Annotated in this window: 12 protein-coding genes; 6 read left to right on the top strand and 6 right to left on the bottom strand. The window is 68.7% G+C overall.

The genetic code is table 11. From position 1 onward, the window contains the following. The first annotated feature begins 191 nt into the window (after window positions 1–191). From ABD466_RS05805 to ABD466_RS05795, 3 genes are all read left to right on the top strand, one after another. On the top strand, window positions 192–428 hold the full coding sequence (locus tag ABD466_RS05805) for a hypothetical protein (RefSeq protein WP_344655881.1): 237 nt from the start codon (window positions 192–194) through the stop codon (window positions 426–428). After that, on the top strand, window positions 395–1,681 hold the full coding sequence (locus tag ABD466_RS05800; protein ID WP_344655880.1) for a DUF3320 domain-containing protein: 1,287 nt from the start codon (window positions 395–397) through the stop codon (window positions 1,679–1,681). The genes ABD466_RS05805 and ABD466_RS05800 overlap by 34 nt, the downstream gene beginning before the upstream one ends. 559 nt (window positions 1,682–2,240) lie before the next feature. Beyond that, a complete protein-coding gene (locus ABD466_RS05795) occupies window positions 2,241–3,332 on the top strand; it encodes a hypothetical protein (protein ID WP_344655879.1) in 1,092 nt (363 codons plus the stop codon). Between the two features lie 84 nt (window positions 3,333–3,416). Here ABD466_RS05795 and ABD466_RS05790 read toward each other — a convergent pair whose 3' ends face one another. Beyond that, window positions 3,417–3,968 carry a PH domain-containing protein gene (locus ABD466_RS05790; RefSeq protein ID WP_344655878.1) on the bottom strand — a complete coding sequence of 184 codons (552 nt, stop codon included), beginning with the start codon at window positions 3,966–3,968 and terminating at the stop codon, window positions 3,417–3,419. 357 nt (window positions 3,969–4,325) lie between these two features. Then, entirely contained in the window at window positions 4,326–4,478 is a 153-nt protein-coding gene (locus tag ABD466_RS05785) for a hypothetical protein (RefSeq protein ID WP_344655877.1), read from the bottom strand. Between the two features lie 81 nt (window positions 4,479–4,559). Here ABD466_RS05785 and ABD466_RS05780 point away from each other — a divergent pair, with 81 nt between their 5' ends. Both ABD466_RS05780 and ABD466_RS05775 read left to right on the top strand, forming a co-directional pair. Then, window positions 4,560–5,780: an alpha/beta fold hydrolase gene (locus ABD466_RS05780; protein WP_344655876.1), complete on the top strand. Its 1,221-nt coding sequence runs from the start codon at window positions 4,560–4,562 to the stop codon at window positions 5,778–5,780. 114 nt (window positions 5,781–5,894) lie between these two features. Then, window positions 5,895–6,623 carry an endonuclease/exonuclease/phosphatase family protein gene (locus ABD466_RS05775; RefSeq protein ID WP_344655875.1) on the top strand — a complete coding sequence of 243 codons (729 nt, stop codon included), beginning with the start codon at window positions 5,895–5,897 and terminating at the stop codon, window positions 6,621–6,623. A gap of 674 nt (window positions 6,624–7,297) precedes the next feature. Here ABD466_RS05775 and ABD466_RS05770 read toward each other — a convergent pair. Next, complete coding sequence (locus tag ABD466_RS05770; RefSeq protein ID WP_344655874.1) at window positions 7,298–13,756, bottom strand: RHS repeat domain-containing protein; 6,459 nt, start codon at window positions 13,754–13,756, stop codon at window positions 7,298–7,300. A 170-nt stretch (window positions 13,757–13,926) separates the two neighbouring features. Next, entirely contained in the window at window positions 13,927–18,813 is a 4,887-nt protein-coding gene (locus tag ABD466_RS05765; protein WP_344655873.1) for a LamG-like jellyroll fold domain-containing protein, read from the bottom strand. Window positions 18,814–19,215: 402 nt separating this feature from the next. Between ABD466_RS05765 and ABD466_RS05760 the strand changes: the two genes are divergently transcribed. Next, a complete protein-coding gene (locus ABD466_RS05760) occupies window positions 19,216–20,202 on the top strand; it encodes an ArsR/SmtB family transcription factor (RefSeq protein ID WP_344655872.1) in 987 nt (328 codons plus the stop codon). 38 nt (window positions 20,203–20,240) lie between these two features. On the opposite strand, the gene ABD466_RS05755 is transcribed toward ABD466_RS05760, so the two are convergent. Both ABD466_RS05755 and ABD466_RS05750 read right to left on the bottom strand, forming a co-directional pair. Next, the gene (locus ABD466_RS05755) at window positions 20,241–20,393 is read right to left on the bottom strand and encodes a hypothetical protein (RefSeq protein WP_344655871.1); all 153 of its coding nucleotides are present in this window, start codon (window positions 20,391–20,393) and stop codon (window positions 20,241–20,243) included. Between the two features lie 666 nt (window positions 20,394–21,059). After that, the gene (locus ABD466_RS05750) at window positions 21,060–21,425 is read right to left on the bottom strand and encodes a YciI family protein (RefSeq protein WP_344655870.1); all 366 of its coding nucleotides are present in this window, start codon (window positions 21,423–21,425) and stop codon (window positions 21,060–21,062) included. Window positions 21,426–21,591 lie beyond the last annotated feature (166 nt).

Here is a 21,591-nt window from a genome sequence, read left to right as displayed (position 1 = left end):
ATGACACGGCCGTACATGCCGTGTTAACTCCGGCGCACACCGGGGACGCGGAGGCCGGAGGTCGTTCGAGATGGCGTGCTCGCCTACGAGAGAAGGTCAGCGGCACCAGCCACGTCATCTCCCCGCCGACTAAACGTGCTGATGAGCGAGCCTCCGACGTCGCCGGGTTGCCGATTCGACCGAGATCGGCGATGTCGACGCGCCCGGACAAGACCCTCGGCGTGGTCACCCTCTCGGCCAACCAGGCCGAGACCGTCATGAACGCCGTCCTCCGCGAGCGTCGGCAGCGGCCCGACCTGGAGCACCTGTTCCGGGAGGACGACCGTCTGAACGGTTTCTTCATCAAGCCGCTGGAGTCAGTCCAGGGCAACGAGCGCGACGTGTCATCATTTCTGTGGGTTACGGGCCCGACGAGGCCGGCAAGATGACGATGAACTTCGGGCCCCTCAACAAGTCCGGAGGATGGCGGCGGCTCAACGTCGCAGTCACGCGGGCGAAGGAGCGGGTCGAGCTCATAGCGTCCTTCGACGCCGACCAGATCACCGGCGCAAACGTCAGTATCCTGCGCCTGGGCGACTACATCCGCTACGCCGGCGAAGGCGCCGCGGCTCTGGCCCGGCGTGACGGGGACGGCCTTTCCCTGGGCGGGCCGGAGAGCCCTTTCGAGGAGTCGGTGCTCAGCACCCTGCGTTCCTGGGGGTACGCGCCGGTCTCGCAGGTCGGCGCCGCCGGGTTCCGGATCGACATGGCCGTCCCACATCCGGCAATTCCCGGAGCGTTCGCTTTGGGTATCGAATGCGACGGTGCGATGTACCACTCTTCCCGGGCCGCGCGGGACCGTGACCGGATCCGGGAGGACGTGCTGCGCGGGCTGGGCTGGCGCCTGCACCGGATCTGGGGAAGCGCATGGTACCGCGACCGGCGGCAGGCTGAGGAGCAGCTCCGCCTCGCCGTCGAAGCGGCTATCGCTGCGCCGCCCGTCTCGCCGCCCGTGCGAGAGTCGACGGCTGCGGCGACCGATGTCGAGCAGGACATGCCGGTGACGGCGCCGGTACCTGCGGCCGTGCCGGCTCCGAGGACCACGCAGACCGTCGTGCTGACCGACGCCGGCTCGGGCGATCTGCCCTGGGTGGGGGTCTATCAGGTCGCGAGCGCCGTGTGCGGCAGCTCAGCCGAGATGCACACGCCGGAGGCCCGTCCGACGCTGATGCGGGTCCTGCGGGAGATCGTCTCGGTGGAGGGGCCCATCCACGCCGAGCTGCTGACGACTCGGGCGCGTGAGGCGTGGGGCGTCGGGAAGAACGGGAGCCGGATCCGCGCGAACGTGGACCTCGTGCTGCGGTCGCTGGTTCGACGCGGCGACTTGGTCAAGCACGATGCGGTGTACGACGTGCCGGACCGGACGGGACCGGTCCCGGTGCGCGGCCGCGCCGTCGACGGAACCGCGCCGCGCAGAGTGGCCTGGGTACCGCCGGTCGAGCGTCGCAGGGCCCTGGTGATGATGGTCGGCGAGCTGCCCGGGGTGTCTCGATCCGAACTGGTGCAGGCGGTGGCCAGGGTGTTCGGCTGGCTGCGAAAAGGCCCTGATATCACCGAGGCGCTGAACTCAGACATCGATGTTCTCCTCGCCGACGGCGGGCTGACCGGATCCGACGAGCGAATCGTCCCCGCACAGAGCTGACGTCGAGGACGGGCCTGCGGGGCATGTCACCTCGCGGTATATCCGGGTGCGTTCGAGCTCACAGGCGGGACGTTCGAAGACGGCATGAAAGGGGGATGGGACATGAAGGCCGAGGAGACCGAGCTACGCCGGCGCTCCCGCCACCTGCTGCGCATCGTGCGGCCGGAACACGAGCCGAATCCGCAGGTGCGGGACCATCTCGAACGGTTGCAGAGGTGGCAGGGCGCTGTCACACACCCGGCCGTAAGGCTCCTGTTGGTCGCGTCCAGGCTGGAGGCCAAGGTGCCGACGGCGGCGTCCCAGACCGGGATCACCGCCGGAACCTGGACCATGCCAGCCACGCGCAGAACAGCAAAGTCTTCCGGCCGCCCCGCACGTCCAGGGCGGCCGGCCGGTTGGCCTGCCGGTGCGGCGCCCGGGTGAAAACCCTACTTTTCCGCAGAGAATCAGTCACTCGAACCCAATTCTTCTACGCTGGGCGGTAATGGACGCGGGTGTGCGCCATGCCGCGATACAGCCGCCACGGCCGCCCGGACCCGCGCCCGCGAAGGGGAGAGGGATGATCGGGTTCGAGATCGAAATCAGCCTGCTGGTCACCGACCAGTTCGGCGCCGCGCTGCCGGGTGACAGCGACCTGGCCCGCTGTAACCCCTTCGCCCTGAAACTGGTCAGCGACCGGCGCCAAGGGCACTCGAACATCGAGTTCGTGACTGACGCGGTGCCCGTCGTCGGCGCGGGCGGTGCCGCGGCGGCCGGCGTGGCTCTGCTCATCGGCCAGCTGGGTGCGATCCAGACCATGCGCAACGTTCTCTACGCCGCGCAGCCCGGCGGCTTCGCCCCCGCCATCGGCCCCTACGCCACGGCGATCGCCGATGGATTGACGGCCCAGATCATCAACTTCCCGCCCGGCTACGCGCCGGCCGAGAACGACGGCAGCGACGGGCTGTTCCTGCACTACACCCTCGGGGTGCCCAGGCGCGCGCTGGGCGCCTTCTTCGCCATGGTCCGCGCAGCGGCTCCGGCCGGCCCGGGCAGCTACCTGCGCCGGGCTCGGTTCCGGGCCGGCCAGGCTCCGACCTTCGCCGCCGAACTCGTGGCCGCCTACGGCGCCTTCGCCCCCGGCGCCCCCGCCGCCAACGTGGCCGCACTGAGAGCCTACGCGGAGCTGATGTACACGCAGATCGCCGGCGTGGCCGACTACGTCGACAACGTCCCGCCGACCGGCCAGGTCAAGAACAGCACCGTCGCCCTGTGCCGGGCCTCCTTCTTCCAGATCTATCCAGGGCTGCCCCTGAGCGTGCGCAACTTCCTGGCGCAAGAGTGGACGAACGACACGATCATCGACCGCATCGCCCTCCTCCAGGGCGTGACTGAGACCGGCGGGACCGCCGATTTCAGCGAGAACATCCAGCGCGCGCCCGTCGGGCAGGTCCCCTACACGCTCGGCCAATACGTGCAGTCCGCGTGCACCGGCGGGCCGCAGGTCCCGCAGACCAGCATGTTCGGCGACATGACCCTGGTCGTGCCCGCCGCGGAGAACGGTGTGGACCAGCTCGTCTTCGAGATCCGCACCCACGGCGCGCACTACAAGACCTGGGCCCAGGTCGACGCCGACCTGCGCGCCCTGGCGGCCTGGGTACAGGCAAACTGAGGGCCGCCCGCGCCCGCCCCGGGCTCCGCGCGGACCTGAGCCTCGCGCGGAGGCCGTCAGGGCTGGGACGCTACCCTGCCCGCGTCATGCAGTCGGAGCCGAAAGCGCTGGACGGCCGTGCGCAGCCCGGACCGCGTTCACGTATTCGCGCTCGTCGATCGGCACGCCGCGGTCGCCGAAGACGGCGAACAGGTCGGCCAGTGCCTGCGGTTCGGTACCGCACGGAGGGCACTCGTCGGTGATCGAGAGCCTGCCGATGAGCGGGCCGGGGCGAAGGCGCCTCGCGACGCTGGGCCGGGTTGCGCGCAAGGGCTTGAGGCGTATGTGAACGGCCGCATGTCGGGCGCCGGTGTTCGAATCCCTATGGAACCTCAAGTCAAGGCCCTGGACGGCCCGCCACGGAATCCTGCGCCGCGCCAGCAGCCGTACCAAAGTCAGCCCCTGGTCGTCGGCCCGGAACCAGTAGGTGTACGGCACCGCAGCAGCCAGGGCCACGACACACACAGCCCCAAGCAGCCAGCCGGCGAAGTCGGCGCGCTGGTAGACGAGCACTGGTATCGCGGCCAACCCCAGCAGCAACCCGCTGACGAGTGTTTCCAGGTATCGCCGCATGTAGGCCAGCCGCACCGTCGTCATATCTCTCCCCCCCTACTCCAGGCGAGGCCGGGCAGATACCGCCCGGCTGCCGCACCAGTCACGGTACCGAGGTGGGTCGTCGCCGTGCTGACGGCACTGAGGGCGACCCTGGACAAGGCAGCGGACGGTCGCCGATGGCAGGGCTGAAGCCGGAGGCGGCGGCGTCGCACCGGACGCAGGCCGTGGTCGACATACGCGGGGTCGCGGCATCAGTCGGCGGGCAGGCGCCGTGGAACGACGTCGATCTCCAGGCGTTCGGCAGCCTTCCGACACCACTCGGTCACGAGCAACGTGACCACGGCCTCGCCCCCACGCAATGCCCTGACGCGCCGGTTCGAGCCGGCCGACGACCGCGGGTTAGCCGACATCGCATACCACGAACTGGCCGAACTGCGAGCCGCCACCGCCGCTGAGTCGAGGAGCCGAGGACCGGGCGGGGCCCGCCAGTTCCAGGCCCTGGAATTTGCCGAAACGGCAACGGAATTCGCGACCCGCGCTCCAGTCCTTCATGATCGCATCCTGCGAGTCGGGCGGCGGGTCGGCGACCGGTGCCCGGGCTCGTACCGGACCGACCACACCCCGGAGGAACCGATGACACAACCCGCACCGGCCCTGGACGCCACCCACCGCCTGGTCGCCACGCCCGCCGGCCGGATCCACCTGGTCGAGCAGGGCAAAGGGCCGCTGGTCCTCCTGGTGCACGGATTCCCGGAATCCTGGTACTCCTGGCGCCGCCAGCTGCCGACGCTGGCCGCGGCCGGATACCGGGCCGTCGCCATCGACGTGCGCGGCTACGGCCGCTCGTCCAAACCCGAGGACGTCGCCGCCTACCGGATGCTCGACCTGGTGGCGGACAACATCGCCGTGGTGCACGCCCTCGGCGAACAGTCCGCGGTGATCATCGGACACGACTGGGGCTCGACCATCGCGGCGAACTCCGCGCTGCTCCGGCCCGACACCTTCAGGGCGGTCGGCCTGTTGAGCGTGCCCTACACCCCACGCAGCGGGCCACGCCCCAGTGAGGTCTTCGCACAGATCCCCGGCGATGACGAGTTCTACATCAGCTACTTCCAGCAGCCCGGCCGGGCCGAGGCCGAGATCGAACCGGACGTCCGCGGCTGGCTCGCCGGCTTCTACGCCGCTCTGTCCGCCGACACCATGCCCGGTCCGGAGGCGCCGGACCCGCACTTCGTCAGCCGGGGCGGGACACTGCGCGAACGGTTCCCGGCCGGCCGCTCCCCCGCCTGGCTCGGCGAAGCCGATCTCGACGTCTACGCTGCCGAGTTCGAACGCTCCGGCATGCGCGGCGCCCTGAACCGGTACCGGAACATGGACCGGGATTGGGAAGACCTCGCCGAACACGACGGCGCGCCCGTCACCCGACCCGCACAGACCCGCACTGTTCCTCGGCGGATCCCGAGACGCCTCGACCACCTGGCTGGCCGGGGCGATCGACGCCTTCCCCACCACGCTGCCCGTCCTGTCCGCCGCGCACATCCTCGACGACTGCGGCCACTGGATCCAGCAAGAACGCGCCCAGGAGGTCAACAAGCTGCTCATCGACTGGCTCACCGCCCTCCCTACCTGACCACACGAGCCGCCCGGCTACAGCGCCACCTTCCTCCAGGGAGATGGACGCCGAGGCGCGCCATCGCAGACCCCGACGACGGCAATGCACCGATCCTGTGGAGTGCATCGCGGCGGTGCCGACGGCGGTGTCCCGAATCACGGTCAGGCGGGTCTTCGCTGAAGGACCTCGTTGAGCACGGTGCGCTCCGGTGTGGCCGGGCGGCCGAGCAGTGGGCTCATTGAAGGCGCAACCGACGACCACCAGTCGGAGGGGTTCAGTTCGCCATCGTGGCACACCGCACTGCTGATGCGGACCAGAGCACACACCCCCTGACCCTATCGGCGTTAAGGTGGCTCGTGATTTCCGTCGCGACCTGGAACATCCTGCACCGCGTCCACGCCGAGAACTGGGGCGAAGACAGCCCAAGGCATTGGCCGGACGAAACGGATCGGATCGCCGCGATCACGGCACGGCTGATGGAGCGCGCTGAGCAGGTCATCGCCCTCCAGGAAGTCAGCGGCGACCAACTCAACGATCTGGTTCACGCCCTATCCGCCGACCGTGTGACACACGCTCTGCGCTACCCACGCGTCCCGAGACCGCGCTACGGAACGTCCTCATTAGAAGACCCAAGCGAGCACTTGGTCCTGGTGGTGAACGGGCCAGCCCACCAGGTCGCGGCCGAAGCCTTCGACGACGATCCGGGCAAGGGGCTGCTGGCCGTCCAGACCGGCGACACGCTCGTAGTCGCCACTCACGTGAGCTCCGGCCAACGCCGGGCCGGTCAGCTGGCTCGCTTGGCCGAGCTCACGACCGCCTCGACAAATCCGGTCGTCTTGCTCGGCGATTTCAACTGCGACTCCGCCACTGTGTCAGCCGCCCTTGGCCCCGGATACACGCTCGCAGTCCTCCCGCCGGACGCACCGCCCACCCGGCCGTACGGCGCGGGCATCTCGGCCAGGACCATCGACCACATCATCGTCCGTGGCGGTAGTACGAGCGGCGCACAGATCGAAAACGTCGGCAGCCTTTCGGACCACAACCTGCTGCGTGCAGATGTGATGCCCGAAGGCGAAGCGAGGTAACGCGCCTGCGCCTGGATGCTGACATGCCAAGAGATGCCGGACGGACCGCATGTCTGAGCATGTGGAGCCCGCCGCTGCCGCTGCCGCCGTCGTGCTGACCTTGCGCCATCGGCAAGTTTGAGCAGCCATCTGCGATCGGCAAGCTTCGTCAGCGTCGCTCGCAACGGCTCCAGCTTGCCCTGTACCTCCGCCAGCAGGCCATGCACCTCGCCGACGGCCCGGACCGTGACCGGCCCGGCAGCCTCGCGCGCGATGGTCAACGGGCAGTCGCAGATGGGCAACACCGGCGGGCACGGCCTGTCCGGTTGATGGTGACGAGCTGGTTCGGGTGCCGCAGCAGCATCTCCAGCACGGCCCATTCGGTGCGGGTGAGCCGTACGGAGGCTCCTCCCCGTTTTTCCCGCGAGACGATCCACGGGTGTTCCCCACCCCGGCCGCAGCGCCGGGTGGTTCCGACACGCACCGAGCCGTCGTTGACATTGCAAGCTGATATTCGCAGCCAGGTGATCAACTCCACCTGCTTCCTGGCGCGCAACTAAGCTTCGATCTCGCCAGCCTTTTAGGGTTCAGCATGAGCCGCAAACAAAGAGGCGCAAGGCCTCCGGTTGTCCGTGTGAATTAAACACCCACGAACATCACCAGAGGCCTTGCACATACTCACTGATCAATCCAGGTCACTCTCTTGCGCACATCATATCGATGTGGCCGCATCCAAAATCGTACGCTAGGTCGAGATTTCCGAAGATGTAGACAGCGGTCTTTTCGTCCGTCGTGGCCCACTCAACCCAAGACTGGGTCACAGCCGGACTCACCGACCTTGGTCCCAACCTCGTCGTTTCGACCGGGCCCTTAAGCCCGTCGAGAAGCTTTCCGGCACCAATCCCGCCCATGGTGATAAGACCATCGAGGCCGATGGATACTCGATTCTTGTCGAATCCTCCACCGTCTTGAACCTTCTGATCGGTCCTCATCGCGTATGCCCCCGCTTGCATGAGACCGCACGTCGCCCAGCCCACGTCAGGAACCAGGCATCCCCCATAAGCTCCTATTGTGGCGAGGAAGCCCCGGGCGTCCTTGATCGTTTCGACGAGCCCTTCGACATGCCATATATCCTTACTGCCAGTAAAGGGGTCATGCTTGCACGCGCCATGAGACAAGCCCATCACCCCCTCGCAGACATAGCCCCAGCCCATCTCGCTATATTGCGCGAACTCGGCCGCATCCTTCCACGTGAATGCAGACGAGCCCTTATAGCCGTATTGCACCGCCAGCGCGTTGGTCTGGCTCGGCCTCAACGGTTTGCCCGCCACCAGCGCCGGGTCGTCGGCGTTGCCGCCGATTGCGCGCCCATCGGGCGTGATCATCACAGCCTGGTCGCCGTAGCCGCCTTCTCCGGTGTTGTTCTGGTATGAATCGCCCGCGCTGCCGGCCGCGTTGCCGCCCGACGCCTGCTTGCACCCACCGTTGCGGGGGTCGTCGTCGGGGCACGACAGCACAGGCGTCAGCCCCGTCGGGTCACTGGCACCCACAGGATTCTCGCCGGCGTATGTATACCCGTTGACCTGCTGTGACTGTTTCTGTTCGAAGACCGGGTCGAGGCTGATGAACCGCCCGACGGTCGGGTCGTACTGCCGTGCTCCGATCTCCGTCAGGCCGGTCGACGTATCAGCGGGCTTGTTCAGGAATCCGCGGTTGTCGACCCAGCTGGTGCTGCCGCCGCGCGCCTCCCCGAACGGTGTGCTCTGTCGCCACGTCGGGACCTGGCCCGTGTTGTCCAGCATGAGGGTCTTCGTGCCGTGCTGGTCGGTGGCCACCTCGAAGCCGTAGGACGTGCCGGCGCCGGTGCGGTACGCCGTGGTGCCGCCGGGCAGGGCGTAGTAGCGGACGCCGGTGGTGGCGTTGGTGGCCGTGGTCAGGGTGATCTGTTCGGCGGGGAGGTACAGGGTGGTTGTGGTGGGGTCCTTCTGCAACAGGATGTTGCCGTCGGCGTCGTAGACGTAGGTGGTTTTGGCGCTGCCCGCGGTGATGCTGGCGGGCTTGCCGAGGTCGTTGAAGGTCAGGGACTGGCTGCCCAGGGTGGGAGTGGAGCGGGTCTTCATGTTGCCGGAGGTGTCATAGGAGTAGCTGGCGCCGGCCGTCGCTCCCCCGGTGGTGGAGGTGCCCGTCAGAGTGTGCGGCTGGCCGGTGCCGTTGCCGTTGTAGGTGTAGGCGGTGGTGGTGTCCGGGCCGCTGCCGGTGGTGTGCTGGATCTGTTGTTGGCGCTGTCCCAGGGCGTCGTATTGCCAGGTGGTCCAGTATGTGCTTGCCGGGCCGAGGTTGTCGGCGACCTGGCTGTGGGCGCCGGTGGTCGGGATGGTGGCGCAGTTGTCGGTCGCGGTCCAGGCGCCGGTCAGGCGGGTCAGACCGTCATAGCTGAAGCACTGCGTCTCCGCGCTTGATGGGGAACCCATGCGGGTGCTGGTCTGGCTGATCGGGTTGCCAGCCAGGTTGTAGGTGTAGGACTGTTCGTCGACGTCGGACGGCGTGGCCACGGCCCGGGTGACGTGCTGGTCGGTCAGGCGCCCGGTGTGGTCGTCGTAGGTGTCGGTGACGTAGGCGAAGTTCGGTGCGGCGTTCAGCTTCAGCTGGCTGATCCGGCTCCAGGCGTCGTAGGTCGTGGACGACAGGTAGTTCCCCGACAGGCCGTTGACGGTGTTCGGCAGGTCGAGCGTCCCGGCGTAGCTGTGCAGCACCGTCTCGGACGGGAGGCCGCCGGCCGCCGGGTACACGTCCTTCATCGGCAGGCCGACGGTGGGCGTGTAGATGTGGCTGTAGGTGTACGTTCCCGCCAGTGCCGCGCCCTCGGCTGCCGGTATTGTGACCGTCTCGCCCAGGGGCTCGCCGAAGATGTTGAAGCTCGACACCTGATTCACATACGCCGCGCCCGCGTCGTACGACGTCGACGTCGTCAGGTGGCCGACCGGGTACGTCATACCCGCGACGGCGTTGTTGGAGTTGTCATACGCCCACGACGCGAGCTCGTTGCCGGCGCTCTGCGAACTGACGGGTGCGTCGTACTCGCCGGTTTTGCGGTTCAGCGCGTCGTAGGTGTAGCTGATCGTCTTGCCTCGGGAATCGGTGGTCTGCAGCAGGTTCCCGGCACCGTCGTACTGCAGGCCGGTCGTCGCTCCGGCGTCCGGGTCGCTCTTGGCGGTGGCCTGGCCCAGCAGGTTGAACGTCGTGGTCCAGGTGTTGTTCGCGGCGTCGGTCACGGTGGACTGGTTGCCATGGCCGTCGAACCCGTAGGTGGTAGCGGTGAAGGTGCCGCCGGTGACGAAGAACGGCGCGCTGAAGGGGTTCACGGGCGCGTTGACGGCCGGGGTGCTGCTGTATTGGTCCAGCTCGACCGACCGGCCCAGCGGGTCGGTGAGGGTCGAGGAGATGACGCCGCCGGTCGGCGGGATCACCGTAGTCCGGTCGCCGTTGTAGATCGTGGTCGTCGTGGACACCGTCGCGCCGTTCTTGGCCGAAGCGTCGATAACGGTGCGGCCCAGGCCGTCGTGGGTCAGAAAGTCCTGGTTGGGGATCGGATCGTTGAGCGACACCGGGCTGATCAGCGCGACGGCCGGCAGGGTGTTCTTGTCCCACCAGCCGTTGTTCGTGGACTTTGTCCAGCCGCGCGAATCGTAGAAGGTGTCGCTCACCATCCGGCCGCCCATCGGAGTGATGGTCTGGGTCTGCCGAGAGCGCAGCAACGCGTCGTAAATCTGGACAGAGGTCTGATAGGCCGACTCGTCGTTGAGCTTGCTCGTGGTCACTGCGGTGAGCCCGGTGTTCGACACCTGGTAGGCGAACAGCTCATTGGCCGGCGCCGGCGCGGTTCGCGAGGCCAGCCATATCGAAGTAGTCCGGCCAAGGGCGTCGTACTGCGTGGTGACGGTTACGCCGTTAGCGTCGGTGGCTGTGAGCGGCAGGGCGCGCTGGGTGTCCAGGGTGGTGCTGGCGGTCTGGTTCAGCGCGTTGGTGACCTGCTGGCCGGTGCTCAGCCCGACCGAGTCGACGGTGTAAGTGGTACCGGTCAGGTTGCCGTTTCCGTCATACGCCTGCGCCACGCGCCCGTACCCGTCATAGGTGGTACGGGAAGCGGTGTTGTAGACGAACGCACCATCCGCGTAGTCCTTGGCCTGCCTGGTCATGGTCACGTCACCACGGCTCGGCGGAGCGGCCTGCGGGAACGTGGTGGCGAAGGTCGGGTCGTCGTAGTAGGTGCGCACGTCCGAGGCCACCTGAGCCGGGCGGCTGACGGTCGCCGGAGCAGTCAGGGTATTGAGATTTGCCGGTACTGATGCGGGACTGCCCTGGGTGAACCCGCCGCACGCGACGTGGTCGGTCTCCGTCTCCGCGACCAGTCCCACGATGTTCGCCGAGACGTTCGGGGCCGCGTACGAGGAGGTCGTGCAGGAATCGTAAGCCGGGTTGACCGGCACAGTGTGCGTATACACCGCGGTGGTGAGTCCGAAGTTCGCATCGGTGACAGTGGCGTCATACGTGGTGTCGGTCTCGGTGTACCGCCAACTCGTCGTACCGCTGCTGGTGACCGCCTGCCGGCTGTATGTCTCCGCCGCGGCGACACGCTTGGCCGTCATTGCCGGAAGTCCGGTGCGGTTCCGGGTCGCGAGGGGGGCGGACACCCAGTACGAGGTGATCGTCGAGTGGTCGACAGGCCCGCCCGATCCCAGGTAGGCGGTGGTCTCCAGCACCTCGCCGGCGAGCTCGTCGGCGTCGTCGTGGGTGCCGCCCGCCGAGTCGGACAGCGTCACCGCGGTGGTGTTGTTGTTGTTCGACATGCCGCGGTAGTAGGTGGTCTCGGACTCCGACTTCTGGTCGTTGGCTCCGTCGCCGCCGAACGTCCGGACGTCGCCGTAGCCGCGGAACTGCCCGTAGGTACGGTACTTGGCCTTGACGACCTCGTTGACGTCGTAGTGCCAGGCCGCCCCACCGACATAGGTGTAAGAGTTCTGCATCAGCGGCGCACCACCGGTCGGATCGCTCTGGGTGACCGAGGTGACCACATACTTGTTGAACCAGTCCAGATAGGGCTGGGTGTACCCGCTGGGGGTCCAGTACACCGGGTAGCACGAGGACGTGTTGGCCGCCGGGGCGATCGTCACCGGGGCGGTGCAAGCGGCGGTTTGACCGTAGCTGGGCGAGATCACCGAACCGGTCTCGGTGGTGATCGCGGAGATCCGGTACCGGTACAGCGGCGGCAGGCCGTCGGTCGTCGTGTCGACCCGGTTGGCCAGGTCCACGCCCGCGAACGACACCGCCGGCAAGGTGATGGACGAGGTCGAGCCGCCCGCGGTGGTGTCACTGCCGGTGTGCTGGACCGACGCCAGCCACAGCGTCGGGGACGTCGAGTCGCCGGTGGCCGGCAGGGTGTGCGCCAGCGTCCAGGAGTCGACGGTGACGTACCCGGCGGCGGCCGTGCTGTACTGCGATGTCGACACCGAAGCCAGACGCACCGTGGAGAAGAACGCGGGCGAGTACGACGAACACGTGGCCCCGGAGGCGCACACGAGGTCGAACGGCACATCGGGCCAGTTCGTCTTGGTCGTCGAGTTCAGCGGGTCACAGGTGCCTGACACGCAGCGGTCGGCGGTGTGAAACACCACCTGGTCCGGCACGGTCCCGAACGCGCCACCGTCGGTGAACCCGTAGTCGATGCGCGCCAGGTGGGAGTCCCGGACATAGGACACGTTCGCGGCGCCGTTGTTCTCGCCGTAGTAGTTGGTGTCCTGGTTGTAGTAGTACGCCATCGCCGCCCGGCCGCCGGCGCTGGTGACGTAGTCCAGGTGCCACCGGTAGGCCATGGTGCACACCGACGAGCTGAATCCGGCCGCGTTGTAGCAGGGGTCGCCGGAATGCGCCGAGTACACCGGCACCGAGTCCACCGAGTTCGTCGTGGGCTTCCCCGCGCTCCAGCCCGGCAGCCGGTTCCGGCCGAAGCTGTAGGTGGCGCCCGAGCGGTCCGTGAGGTTCCAGTAGTCGGTGTTGTAGGTCCCGGAGCCGTTGTTCGAACCCGTCACATGAGTGATGACCATGCCGGAGTCCCCGGCAGCCTTCCACACGTTCTTGGACGCGTCCCACACCAGCGCCGTGGACGAGCCGTTCAACGACATCGTCAGGATCTGGCCGTCGTAGCACTGGTCCGAGCTCGACACCGGTGACGCGCTGCCCTCGGGGCTGTCCGAGCAGGGCACGAACGACTGCTCGATGAAGGAGTCGCCGGTCGACCAGCCGTCCCCGGCCCAAGAGGCTTGGGTCTGGCTGCCGGCGGTCTGCCCGTCCACGCTGCCCGAGTCGTAGGCCAGCCCCACCTTCGGGGTCAGGCTCGTCGAGGCCGGAGGAACCGTCATCGGGTAGGTGTAGGTGAACGACCCCGACGACCCGCCCGAGGTCCACGACCCCGACGGCTTCAACGTCGTGGCCGCGTACGTGCCCCCGGCGCCGCCCTCGGTCCCGGCGGACGACGTCGCCGCCACCACCATGGGCGCGGCGGCGGAGGAGGTCTTGATCTGCGCCGACACGGTCCGCTTCGCCTGGTCGTTCACGGACGCCAACGGCGTCGGCACCCGGCACTCCGCCTTGGCCGGCGTCGTCAGGATGCACGACGGGTACGCCACCATGCTCAGGCGCGCGCCGTAGTCGCCGCCGTATGCCTGCGCGAATCCGCTGTAGGCCAGGCTCAGGCGGACCCGGCCCGGGTCGGCGACTGCCGTGTTGGGCGACGCCGAGTTCGGCGTCACCGTCATCAGCACTCCGCTGACGTTGGCGGCGGTGGCCTTGTCGTGAGCGAGCACGTGCACTGTGACCGGCGGCGAGGCCTGTGACGCTGACAGCGCCGACGGCGCCGCCGCCTCCGCCGACCCCGACGCGACCGTCACGTCCGCGTCCGAAGGCCACGTCGTCGCCGTCGCCTGGAACGGACGCGCCGCCTGATCATCGGGCGTGACGAAGTGCGAACGCACCGCGGCGACCCCGCTGACCGCCGGGCCGGGATCCCCGGCGGGCGTCGGCCGAGCAGCCGCGCTCCCGATGCCGGCCGCCGACGCGAACGAGGCGGTCGGCAGCGAAGCCGCCACCACGACGGCCACCGCCCCGCACCCGAGCCGTTGTCGAAGTCTTGCCGATCTCCGACGATGAGACATCGAATCTCCATTCGCTGATGAAGGTGAATGAGAGGAGCCGGCCGTGCCGCGAGGCCGGGTCGCTCCCGGCCCCGCGGTGTGCCGCGCTCGGTAGGCGCTGGCGGATCCCCGGCCGCCTAGAAGGTGGCGAAGTATCCGTTGGTGTCCACCACGACCTGGGTCGCGGCCCCCTGCACCGCCAGGTCGAACATGTTGTTGTGCGTGGCGGTCACGGCCATGTCGGCGACGTCACCACCGGCCGTGTAGTTGGCACCGCTGGTGCCGTTGGTCACGCCGCCGTCGGGAATCGCGGTGATGTTGCCGATGCCGCTCGCCCCAGTGGCGGTGATGTTGAGGACGAACGTCGGGTTGACCGCGTTGACGGCGGTCTGGAGGTAGGCCCGCGGCGTCGTGCTGGTGATGGCGCCGCCGGTCAGGCGGCTGTCGAACAACCGGGTGGCGTCCAACGTGTGGTACTTCTGGCCGCCCGTCGAGGTGCTGAAGTAGCCGACGACGTCCCCGATGATGTCGGTCGACGTGCCGAGGCCGCCGTTGTAGATGGCGATCTTGCCGTCCGCGCCGACCGGTACCACCGCCTCGGCCGCGACCGCGGAGCCGCTGGCGTAGGTCTGCACGGTCGTGCCCGTGGGCGTGCTTGTGCCGTCGGCGTAGGCGAGCAGCGGGCCGTTGCCGCCGGAGTTGGCGGTGGTCAGGTTGATCACCACTCCGGTGACGTCGGCGGCGGGGATGCCCGCGACCCCGGCGATCGGCAGGCTCAGGGACGAGCCGCTGGCGATCGGGCCGGTCACGCCGTCGCGGCCGGTGCCGTTGCGGGTGTCCAGGAACCGGGTCGCCGCGATCGGCACGTAGGTCCCCGCCCCGGGAACCCCCGAGTCAGTGGTGAAGTACCCGGTGACGTCGGCCAGGACCTGCACCGTGGTGCCGGTGTCCATGCCGTGGCTGTGGATCGCCACCTTGCCGTCCGCGCCGACCGGGACGATCGTCCCGTTCGTGATGTTCGCGGCCGGGCCGTAGTTCACCGTGCTGGACACCGGCAGCGGCGTGCCGTCCGGGTACGCGGTCAGGAAACCGCCGTTGTTCGCGCCGACCGCCGTGATCGACATCGCCACCGCGGTGACCCCGGTCGACGGGATGGCCCCGCCGGCGGCGCCGAGCACCTGGAAGCTGACGGTCGATCCGGACGCGACCGGTCCGGTGTAGCCGCCGATGGCGGAGTTCCGCGTATCGAGCAGACGGGTCGGGGTGAGCGGGACGAAGTAGCCGTCCGCGCTCGCCGGCGCGGTCGGAGGGACGACCTGGTTCCAGGTCTGGACGTCGGCGAGCTGCCCGGTGTAGTAGGAGGCCCTCGCGTTGTCGTTGAGGTAGTCGCCCATGTGGAAGGGGCCGGTGATCCCGCTGACCGCCGTGTGCGTGGTCAGCCCGACGTTCACGCCGTTCAGGTAGAGCGACATGATGCCGGTCGACGCCTTGTAGGTGGCGGTCACGCGGGTCCAGACGCCGTGCTGGATGGTGCCGCCGGACGCGCAGTCGTACGGCCAGCTGCCGGCGGTGTCGGCCGTGGCGATGCAGAACGCCCAGTCACCCCCCGCGGTGTTCGGGTAGAGCATGAACCCGGAGGTGTGGGCACCGTCCTGGGAAAGGACGACGCCGTTTGCGGTGTCCGGCTTGACCCACGCCGAGACGGTGAAGTCCGACGCCGTGTTGACCGCGGGACCGGTCGTGACGGCGTCGCCGCTGCCGCCGAACTTCGCGTCCGGGGAGAACAGGTCGCCGCTGTTGCCGGTGACGTTGGTGGTGGACGCGTTCAGCCCGCCGGTGACGGTGAGGTCCTTGGCGGTGCCGTAAGCGGCCCCCGACGTCCCCTGGTCGTTGAGGAGCCACGTATGCGCCGCGGTCTGGAGGGTCTGGCCGCTCTGCGCGGAGATCGTCGGCGTGCCGCTCAGGCCGCCGACCAGCCACGCGGTCACCGTGCCGCCCGCGCCGACCGTCCACAGGTCCGGCACGCCGTCATGGTTGATGTCGGCGGCCTGCAGGCCGGCCGAGCTGTTGGCGTGCCAGCCGGTGGAGATCAGGTACTGGGTGTAGGCCAGGGCTCCGCCGCCGTTGGCGTATGCCGAGGCCCCGTTCAGGCCGGTCCACAAGTACAGCGCACCGGTGGACCTGTTCCAGAGGAACATCGCGGTCGAGCCGTCGCCCATCACGGTGTCGGCGATCGTCCAGTTGTTCCAGTTCATGGTGCCGTCCGGGGCCGTGTTGCTGAGCACGTCGACCGCGCCGTACGCCCCGTTGCCGTTCGGATAGAGGTCCAGGGTGTAGCCCCCGCTCCCGGCCGCCGGGCCGGCCACGCCGATCAGGTCCGGGTAGGCGAGGTTCTGCCGGCTGGCGTTCCCCGCGGTGGCGAGCTGGACCGGGTTGGCGCCGTTCGGGTCGACGAACAGGGACCGGGTCAGTGTGTTCTCGTTGCCGCTGTACTGAGGCTGCAACGGCGAGCCGTCCCCCGTGCCGCTGATCACGGCGCCGCCGGCGGCGTTGGCTCCCGTCGGGTAGTAGACGAGGACGTCGTTGAAGCCGGAGCCGTTGAAGTGCCCTGTGATGGCCTGCGCGCCGTCGTAGTCCGAGGCCGTGTCGGCCGTGCTGTAGCCGTTGCCGTTGACTCCGATGTTCGTGGCAGCCGTCTGAACCTGTCCGGTACCGGCCGTCGCGCCCGCCGCGGCCTGGCCGGGAGCCAGCCACAGACCCGAGGGCAGGCCGTTGACGCCGCCGACGGTCAGCAGGTCGGCGATGCCGTGGCCGGTCATGTCGTTCGGCGCCTGGGTGGTGGCCGCTGCGGCGTTGAACTCCACGACCGCGGTGTCACCGATGTTGCCGCCGGCCGAGACGCTCGTCACCGACAGGATGTTGGTGAAGCGGGTGGGCGTGATGGTGACCGTCGCGCCGCCCGAGGCAGCCGTCACGGTCTGTGCGGCGGTGCCGTTGAGCTGGTACAGGTAGCTGCTCGGCACGGTGCCGGTCAGCGGCTTGGCGATGGTGATCGAGACCGGGGTCCCAACCTTCGCGTTGACCGGCTCGGTGACGCTCGGCGCGCCCTGCCGGGTCGGGTCGAAATCGAACGTGCAGGTGGCGGACCAGGCGCTGGAGAACTTGTAGTCGGAAGCCTGGACGTGCCAGGAGAACTGGGTGACCGCGCCGCCCGCGGACTGCTTCAGGGCCGCTTCGTGCACGGTGAACACAGCGGTGCTTCCCGACGTGACGGAGACCTGGTCGAAGGTCGACGAGGCGATCGGGGCGCCGGTCGCGGTGTTCCACAGGGAGAAGGCCGCGCCGAGCGTTCCGTTGTCCGGATCCGAAAGCGGAGCGTACAAGGTCACGTCGCCGTCGCCGACCGTGCTGGGCGTGCCGCCGCAAGCGGTCGCCGGCGAGGTGGACAGGCCGTTGGGGGTGTTCGGCGCGTGGTCGTAGGTCGTCGAGACCGTGACCGCCGAGCTGAACTGCTTCCAGCCGTACGCGTCGCTCTCGTCGCCGGCGCGAAGACCGAACGTCTGGTCGCCGGCGTGGTTGTTGGCGGCGGTCTGCATCACCGAGGTGATGTCGAATCCGACGCCGCCGCTCGGGCAGCCGCTGCTATAGCCCTTCGCCACCGACTGCGTGCCGACCTTCGAGTACCACGCGGGCTGATTGCTCCAGGTCGTCCCGGCACCGATCGATCCGGTGGACCACAGCTCCACCGGCGTGGCCGTGCACGACGGCGACCACACCTCGTTGAAGTTGATCTGTGAGCTGAGAACGGTGGAGCCCCAGATCTGCGAGGGCACCGAGACGTCCACGAAGGACCGGTTCCTGTCGTTGTTGCAGTACGACCAACCGCAGTAGCCGACCTTCAGGTTGCCCGACGTTTTCCAGAACGAGGTGGTGCTCCAGTAGTCCGTCACCGTCGTCCAGCCTGGCTCCTGCGAGCCCGCCGAGGGGGCGATGAACGTCGGGTCGAAGTAGACCGGCCACTTGGTGGCCGCCGAGGTGAACATCGACCGGTCCGGCGTCAGCTTGATCGCGTCCTTGCCGGACGCGGTCTTGCCGAGCGCGACCTTGACCTTGGCCTGATGCGCCCCTTCGCCGGGGGCGGCCGCCGAGGAGGCGAGCGGCAGACCGTTCGCGGCGTCCACCGAGACGCCGGCGGGGTCGGGGACGGCTGCGGCGTGCTTCTCCGGCGCCTCGGCCGAGTCCCAGATCATCGGGGCGGGCGCGGCGATCACGACGTGGCCGGCCGCATCCTTACCGGTGATGTTGCCGGCCGGGTCGGCGGCCAGGCTCAGGCCGGTCGCCGCGGTGCCCAGTTCCAGGTCTGTCAGGGCCGGGTTCGCGGCCGCGGCGGCGTCGCGGATGACGAGCACCTCGGACACGCCGCCCTGCGCGTCGACCGTCACCTTCAGGTCGACACCGGGAAGGACCGAGGCGTAGGTCGCCGTGGCCCCGGCCAGCGTCGGCTTGGGCAGCGCGGTCGGCACCGCGGTCGGCAGTGAGAGCGCCAGCGACCGCCGGGCCGAACCCAGGGTCGCCAGCGGTCCGGAGCCGCCGCCGGACATCGTCACGGGAGAGGTCGTGACCCGCGGCGAGATGGTGCCGTCGGGGTTGGCGACCAGGGTCGGGTCCAGTTTCGCCCACGTCGCGCCGACCCGCTTGCGCACCGGTGCGAGCGCATGGTCCACGGTGAACGTGCCGTCGGGGTTGGCGGTCAGCGTGTCGGTCGGGGTCGTCGATCCGGGCACCGGGACCGGCTTCCCGCTTTTGCCGGCCGCGATCGAGGCCTGCTGCGGTGTCAGTTCGGTGGCGGGCCGGGCGGCCGTGACCGGTGTGGCGGTGGCGGCCGAGGCCGAGGCGGCGGTGCTGACGGCCGCCGTCCCCCCGCGCGCGACGGGCATGCCCGCGGCCGTCGTCGCCGCGACGGCCGCGACCGCCGCGATCGCCAGCAGGCCTCGCGGTGACCCGCGCCATGAATGGTGACTCATTAACATCCTTCCAGAAGGTGGGCAGGCGCCGACGGCATCGCCGCGGTCGCCCACCGGGCCTCGGCCCCGTTCGTTGCGCGCTGCGGTTACCAGTGGCGGTCGTTCCGTGGACGACAGGCGGGGACGGCGACCCGGGCTCGCCCGATGAGCACGCCGGACCGGGGCTGGAACGTGAGGAGCGGTGTCGGATCATGACTGTCCCGCCAGGTTCGTGATCGCCTGACGGGCCCGCGGAAATAGTGATACAGGAGGTCAGCCGCTCGCCATCATTTAGGACGAGGCCTAACAGTGCGGCTCGGCCGGGGGAAAACCAGCTGACGCGCGGTGGCTGGAACGCCTAGGCTCCTGCCCAGTCATGGGGGGCGGCGGGGCGGCCGCAGGACATTGATCAGGGGTGCTACCGTGCAGGTGACTTACCGGTTCGGTGTCAGTGATCTGACCTCGATCGGATTCACGGTTTCGCCGATGCTGCACCTGCTCGTCGGAAGCCGGTATCCGGACGCCGCGACCTCGCCGCTGGCCGCGCGGCGGTGGTGGCGCTCGGTACGGGGCCATGTGCCCGCGGCCGCGCAGCCGTTTCTGGCGTTGGCGAACTCCAGCCCCTGGTACGTTCCCGAGGCGCTCGCCCCGCCGGTGGCGCTGCCCGAGCACCGCCGGCCGGTCTCGATCGACGAAGAGCTCGACATGATGCGGGCCTACGACGATTCTCGGCTGGAGCTGGAGCTGGAGACCTATGCGGAGCTCGGGCCGATACCGCGCGCCGTCCAGGCCCTCAGCGAGGACGACCGGGCCATAACGCGGCTGGCCGACTCGGCGCACGCGTTGTTCAAAGCCTGCATGGCCGCCGACTGGCCGGACATGCAGCGGCGGCTGCACGACGACGTCGCGCGGCGCCGCGCCATGCTCGGCTCAGTCGGCCTCGGCGAGACGCTCCTCGGCATCCATCCCGGCTGGCGGGACCCCGCGGCGTTGACGCTGACCTTGCCGTGCGAGCCCGGAGAGACCGACTGCCTCCTTAACGGGCGAGGCTTTCTGCTCGCGCCGACACTGTTCCTCAGCGGCAAGGTCGTGCCGGTGGTCGGCCCGCGGCAGAAGTCGTTGTTCGGCTATACGGCCGCCACCGGAGCTCCGGTCCGCCCGGCGGCCGAGGACGCGTTGGTGGGGCTTCTCGGGCGGGGCCGTGCTGCCGCGTTGCGGCACATCGCCGAGGGGTGCACCACCGGGGATCTGGCGTTCCGGATGCGGGTCAGCGCTCCCACCGCTTCGGTGCACGCCGCCACGCTGCGCGAGGCCGGGCTGATCACCACGGTGCGCGACGGTCGGCGGGTGCTGCATGCCACGACTTCGCTCGGAGCGGCGTTGCTCGACGCCAATCCGGAGCCTCGATAGCTTGCGTGTCGGGGTCTGCCGCGGGCACTCGGACTCGCTCAGACGTCGGCAGCCTGGTACCCCGCGCACAGCATGCGCATCCAGGTGATGCGACCGTCCTCACCGCACTGGTAGTACGCCTGTTGCTCGACGAGGAAGTCGCCGTCCGCGTTGGCGACCACCAGCTCGTACACCAGGCGCCGACGCCGCACGACCAGCTCGTCAGACGCCGATCTCAGGGCCCGGATGCCACCGCCGTCCCTGAACCAGGAGCCGATGACCACCTCCTCAACAGAACTCCCCTCCGAGCGCAAACACGTCGCGCGAGGACTTGGGGGCCGCTTGGGGGCCCCACGCGATACACGATCATGAGCGACCTGCAGCTGGACACTCGCCATGCCGGGTCATCCGAGGAGGGATACTGTGGGTGACGTGCAGAAACGGTAACCACATGGACCTGGGGGCCAAGGGGTCACAGGTTCAAATCCTGTCAGCCCGACCGCGACGCACATGATCGCCTGACGTTCAGTTCGGTCACGTTTCAACACGTAAGCCCAGCGCCGGGAAGAGAGCGCCCACTCCTCGGCCTGCAGAGAGATCGTCATCATGGCCGCGAGGCGCTGCCAACCGGCTCGTCCTCGATGCCGCGCTTGCTCGGCATGTGCTACTGACTTTGAATGCGTGATGTCGTGTGCTGACAGGTCTTGATCTCTGCGGTACATCATGAGTGCGGGCTATCCGCAGGGTTGCGGGCCTCACGGCCACCGCGGGCGGAGTCGCCCGCGGCGCCCCAGTCGTGTCGAGCGAAGATCGCGCATGACATTGCATCGCCCCGATGAACGGCCAACCCGTCGGGACGATGGATGTCAGCCGCCCGTCTATGCGGCGGGCTGGTCCGTACGTTCGATGAAGCCGCCGCTGTGTACCGGCCGGACCTCGACGCCGCCGCCGTCGCGAACAGCAGGGTTGGTGCGCGCGATCGCAATAGCCGTGTCCAGGTCCGGTGCCTCGATCACGTAGAAGCCGGCGATTGCCTCCTTGGCGTCATGGAACGGGCCATCGGTGATTCCGCTGCCGCGAATCGAGGTCGCCATGTCCGGCGGCATCAGCGCGTACGCCATGACCATGGAGCCGCTGTTCGTCAACTCATCCGCATGCTGGTCGCATTCCTCGAGATCCTCCGCCGTCGCTGTAGGCGAATGAGGTGCGTCGCTGGCGTAGATCAGCACAGCGAACTCGGCCATGACGGATCTCCCTTCAAACTTGGTTGCTCTGACCGTCTATCCCTACCTAATTAGGTCGACCGTTACGCTACCGTCGTGTACTGACAGGTATTGATCCCTGCGGTACGTCATGAGTGTGAGGTATCCGCAGGGTGGGAGCCTGACCGCCAGGCAGCGTGAGTTCCGC

Source organism: Catenulispora subtropica (genome assembly GCF_039531675.1).
Lineage (GTDB): Bacteria > Actinomycetota > Actinomycetes > Streptomycetales > Catenulisporaceae > Catenulispora > Catenulispora subtropica.
Note: the sequence above shows the minus strand (reverse complement) of the source record. Positions and strands in the feature narration are given on the sequence as shown.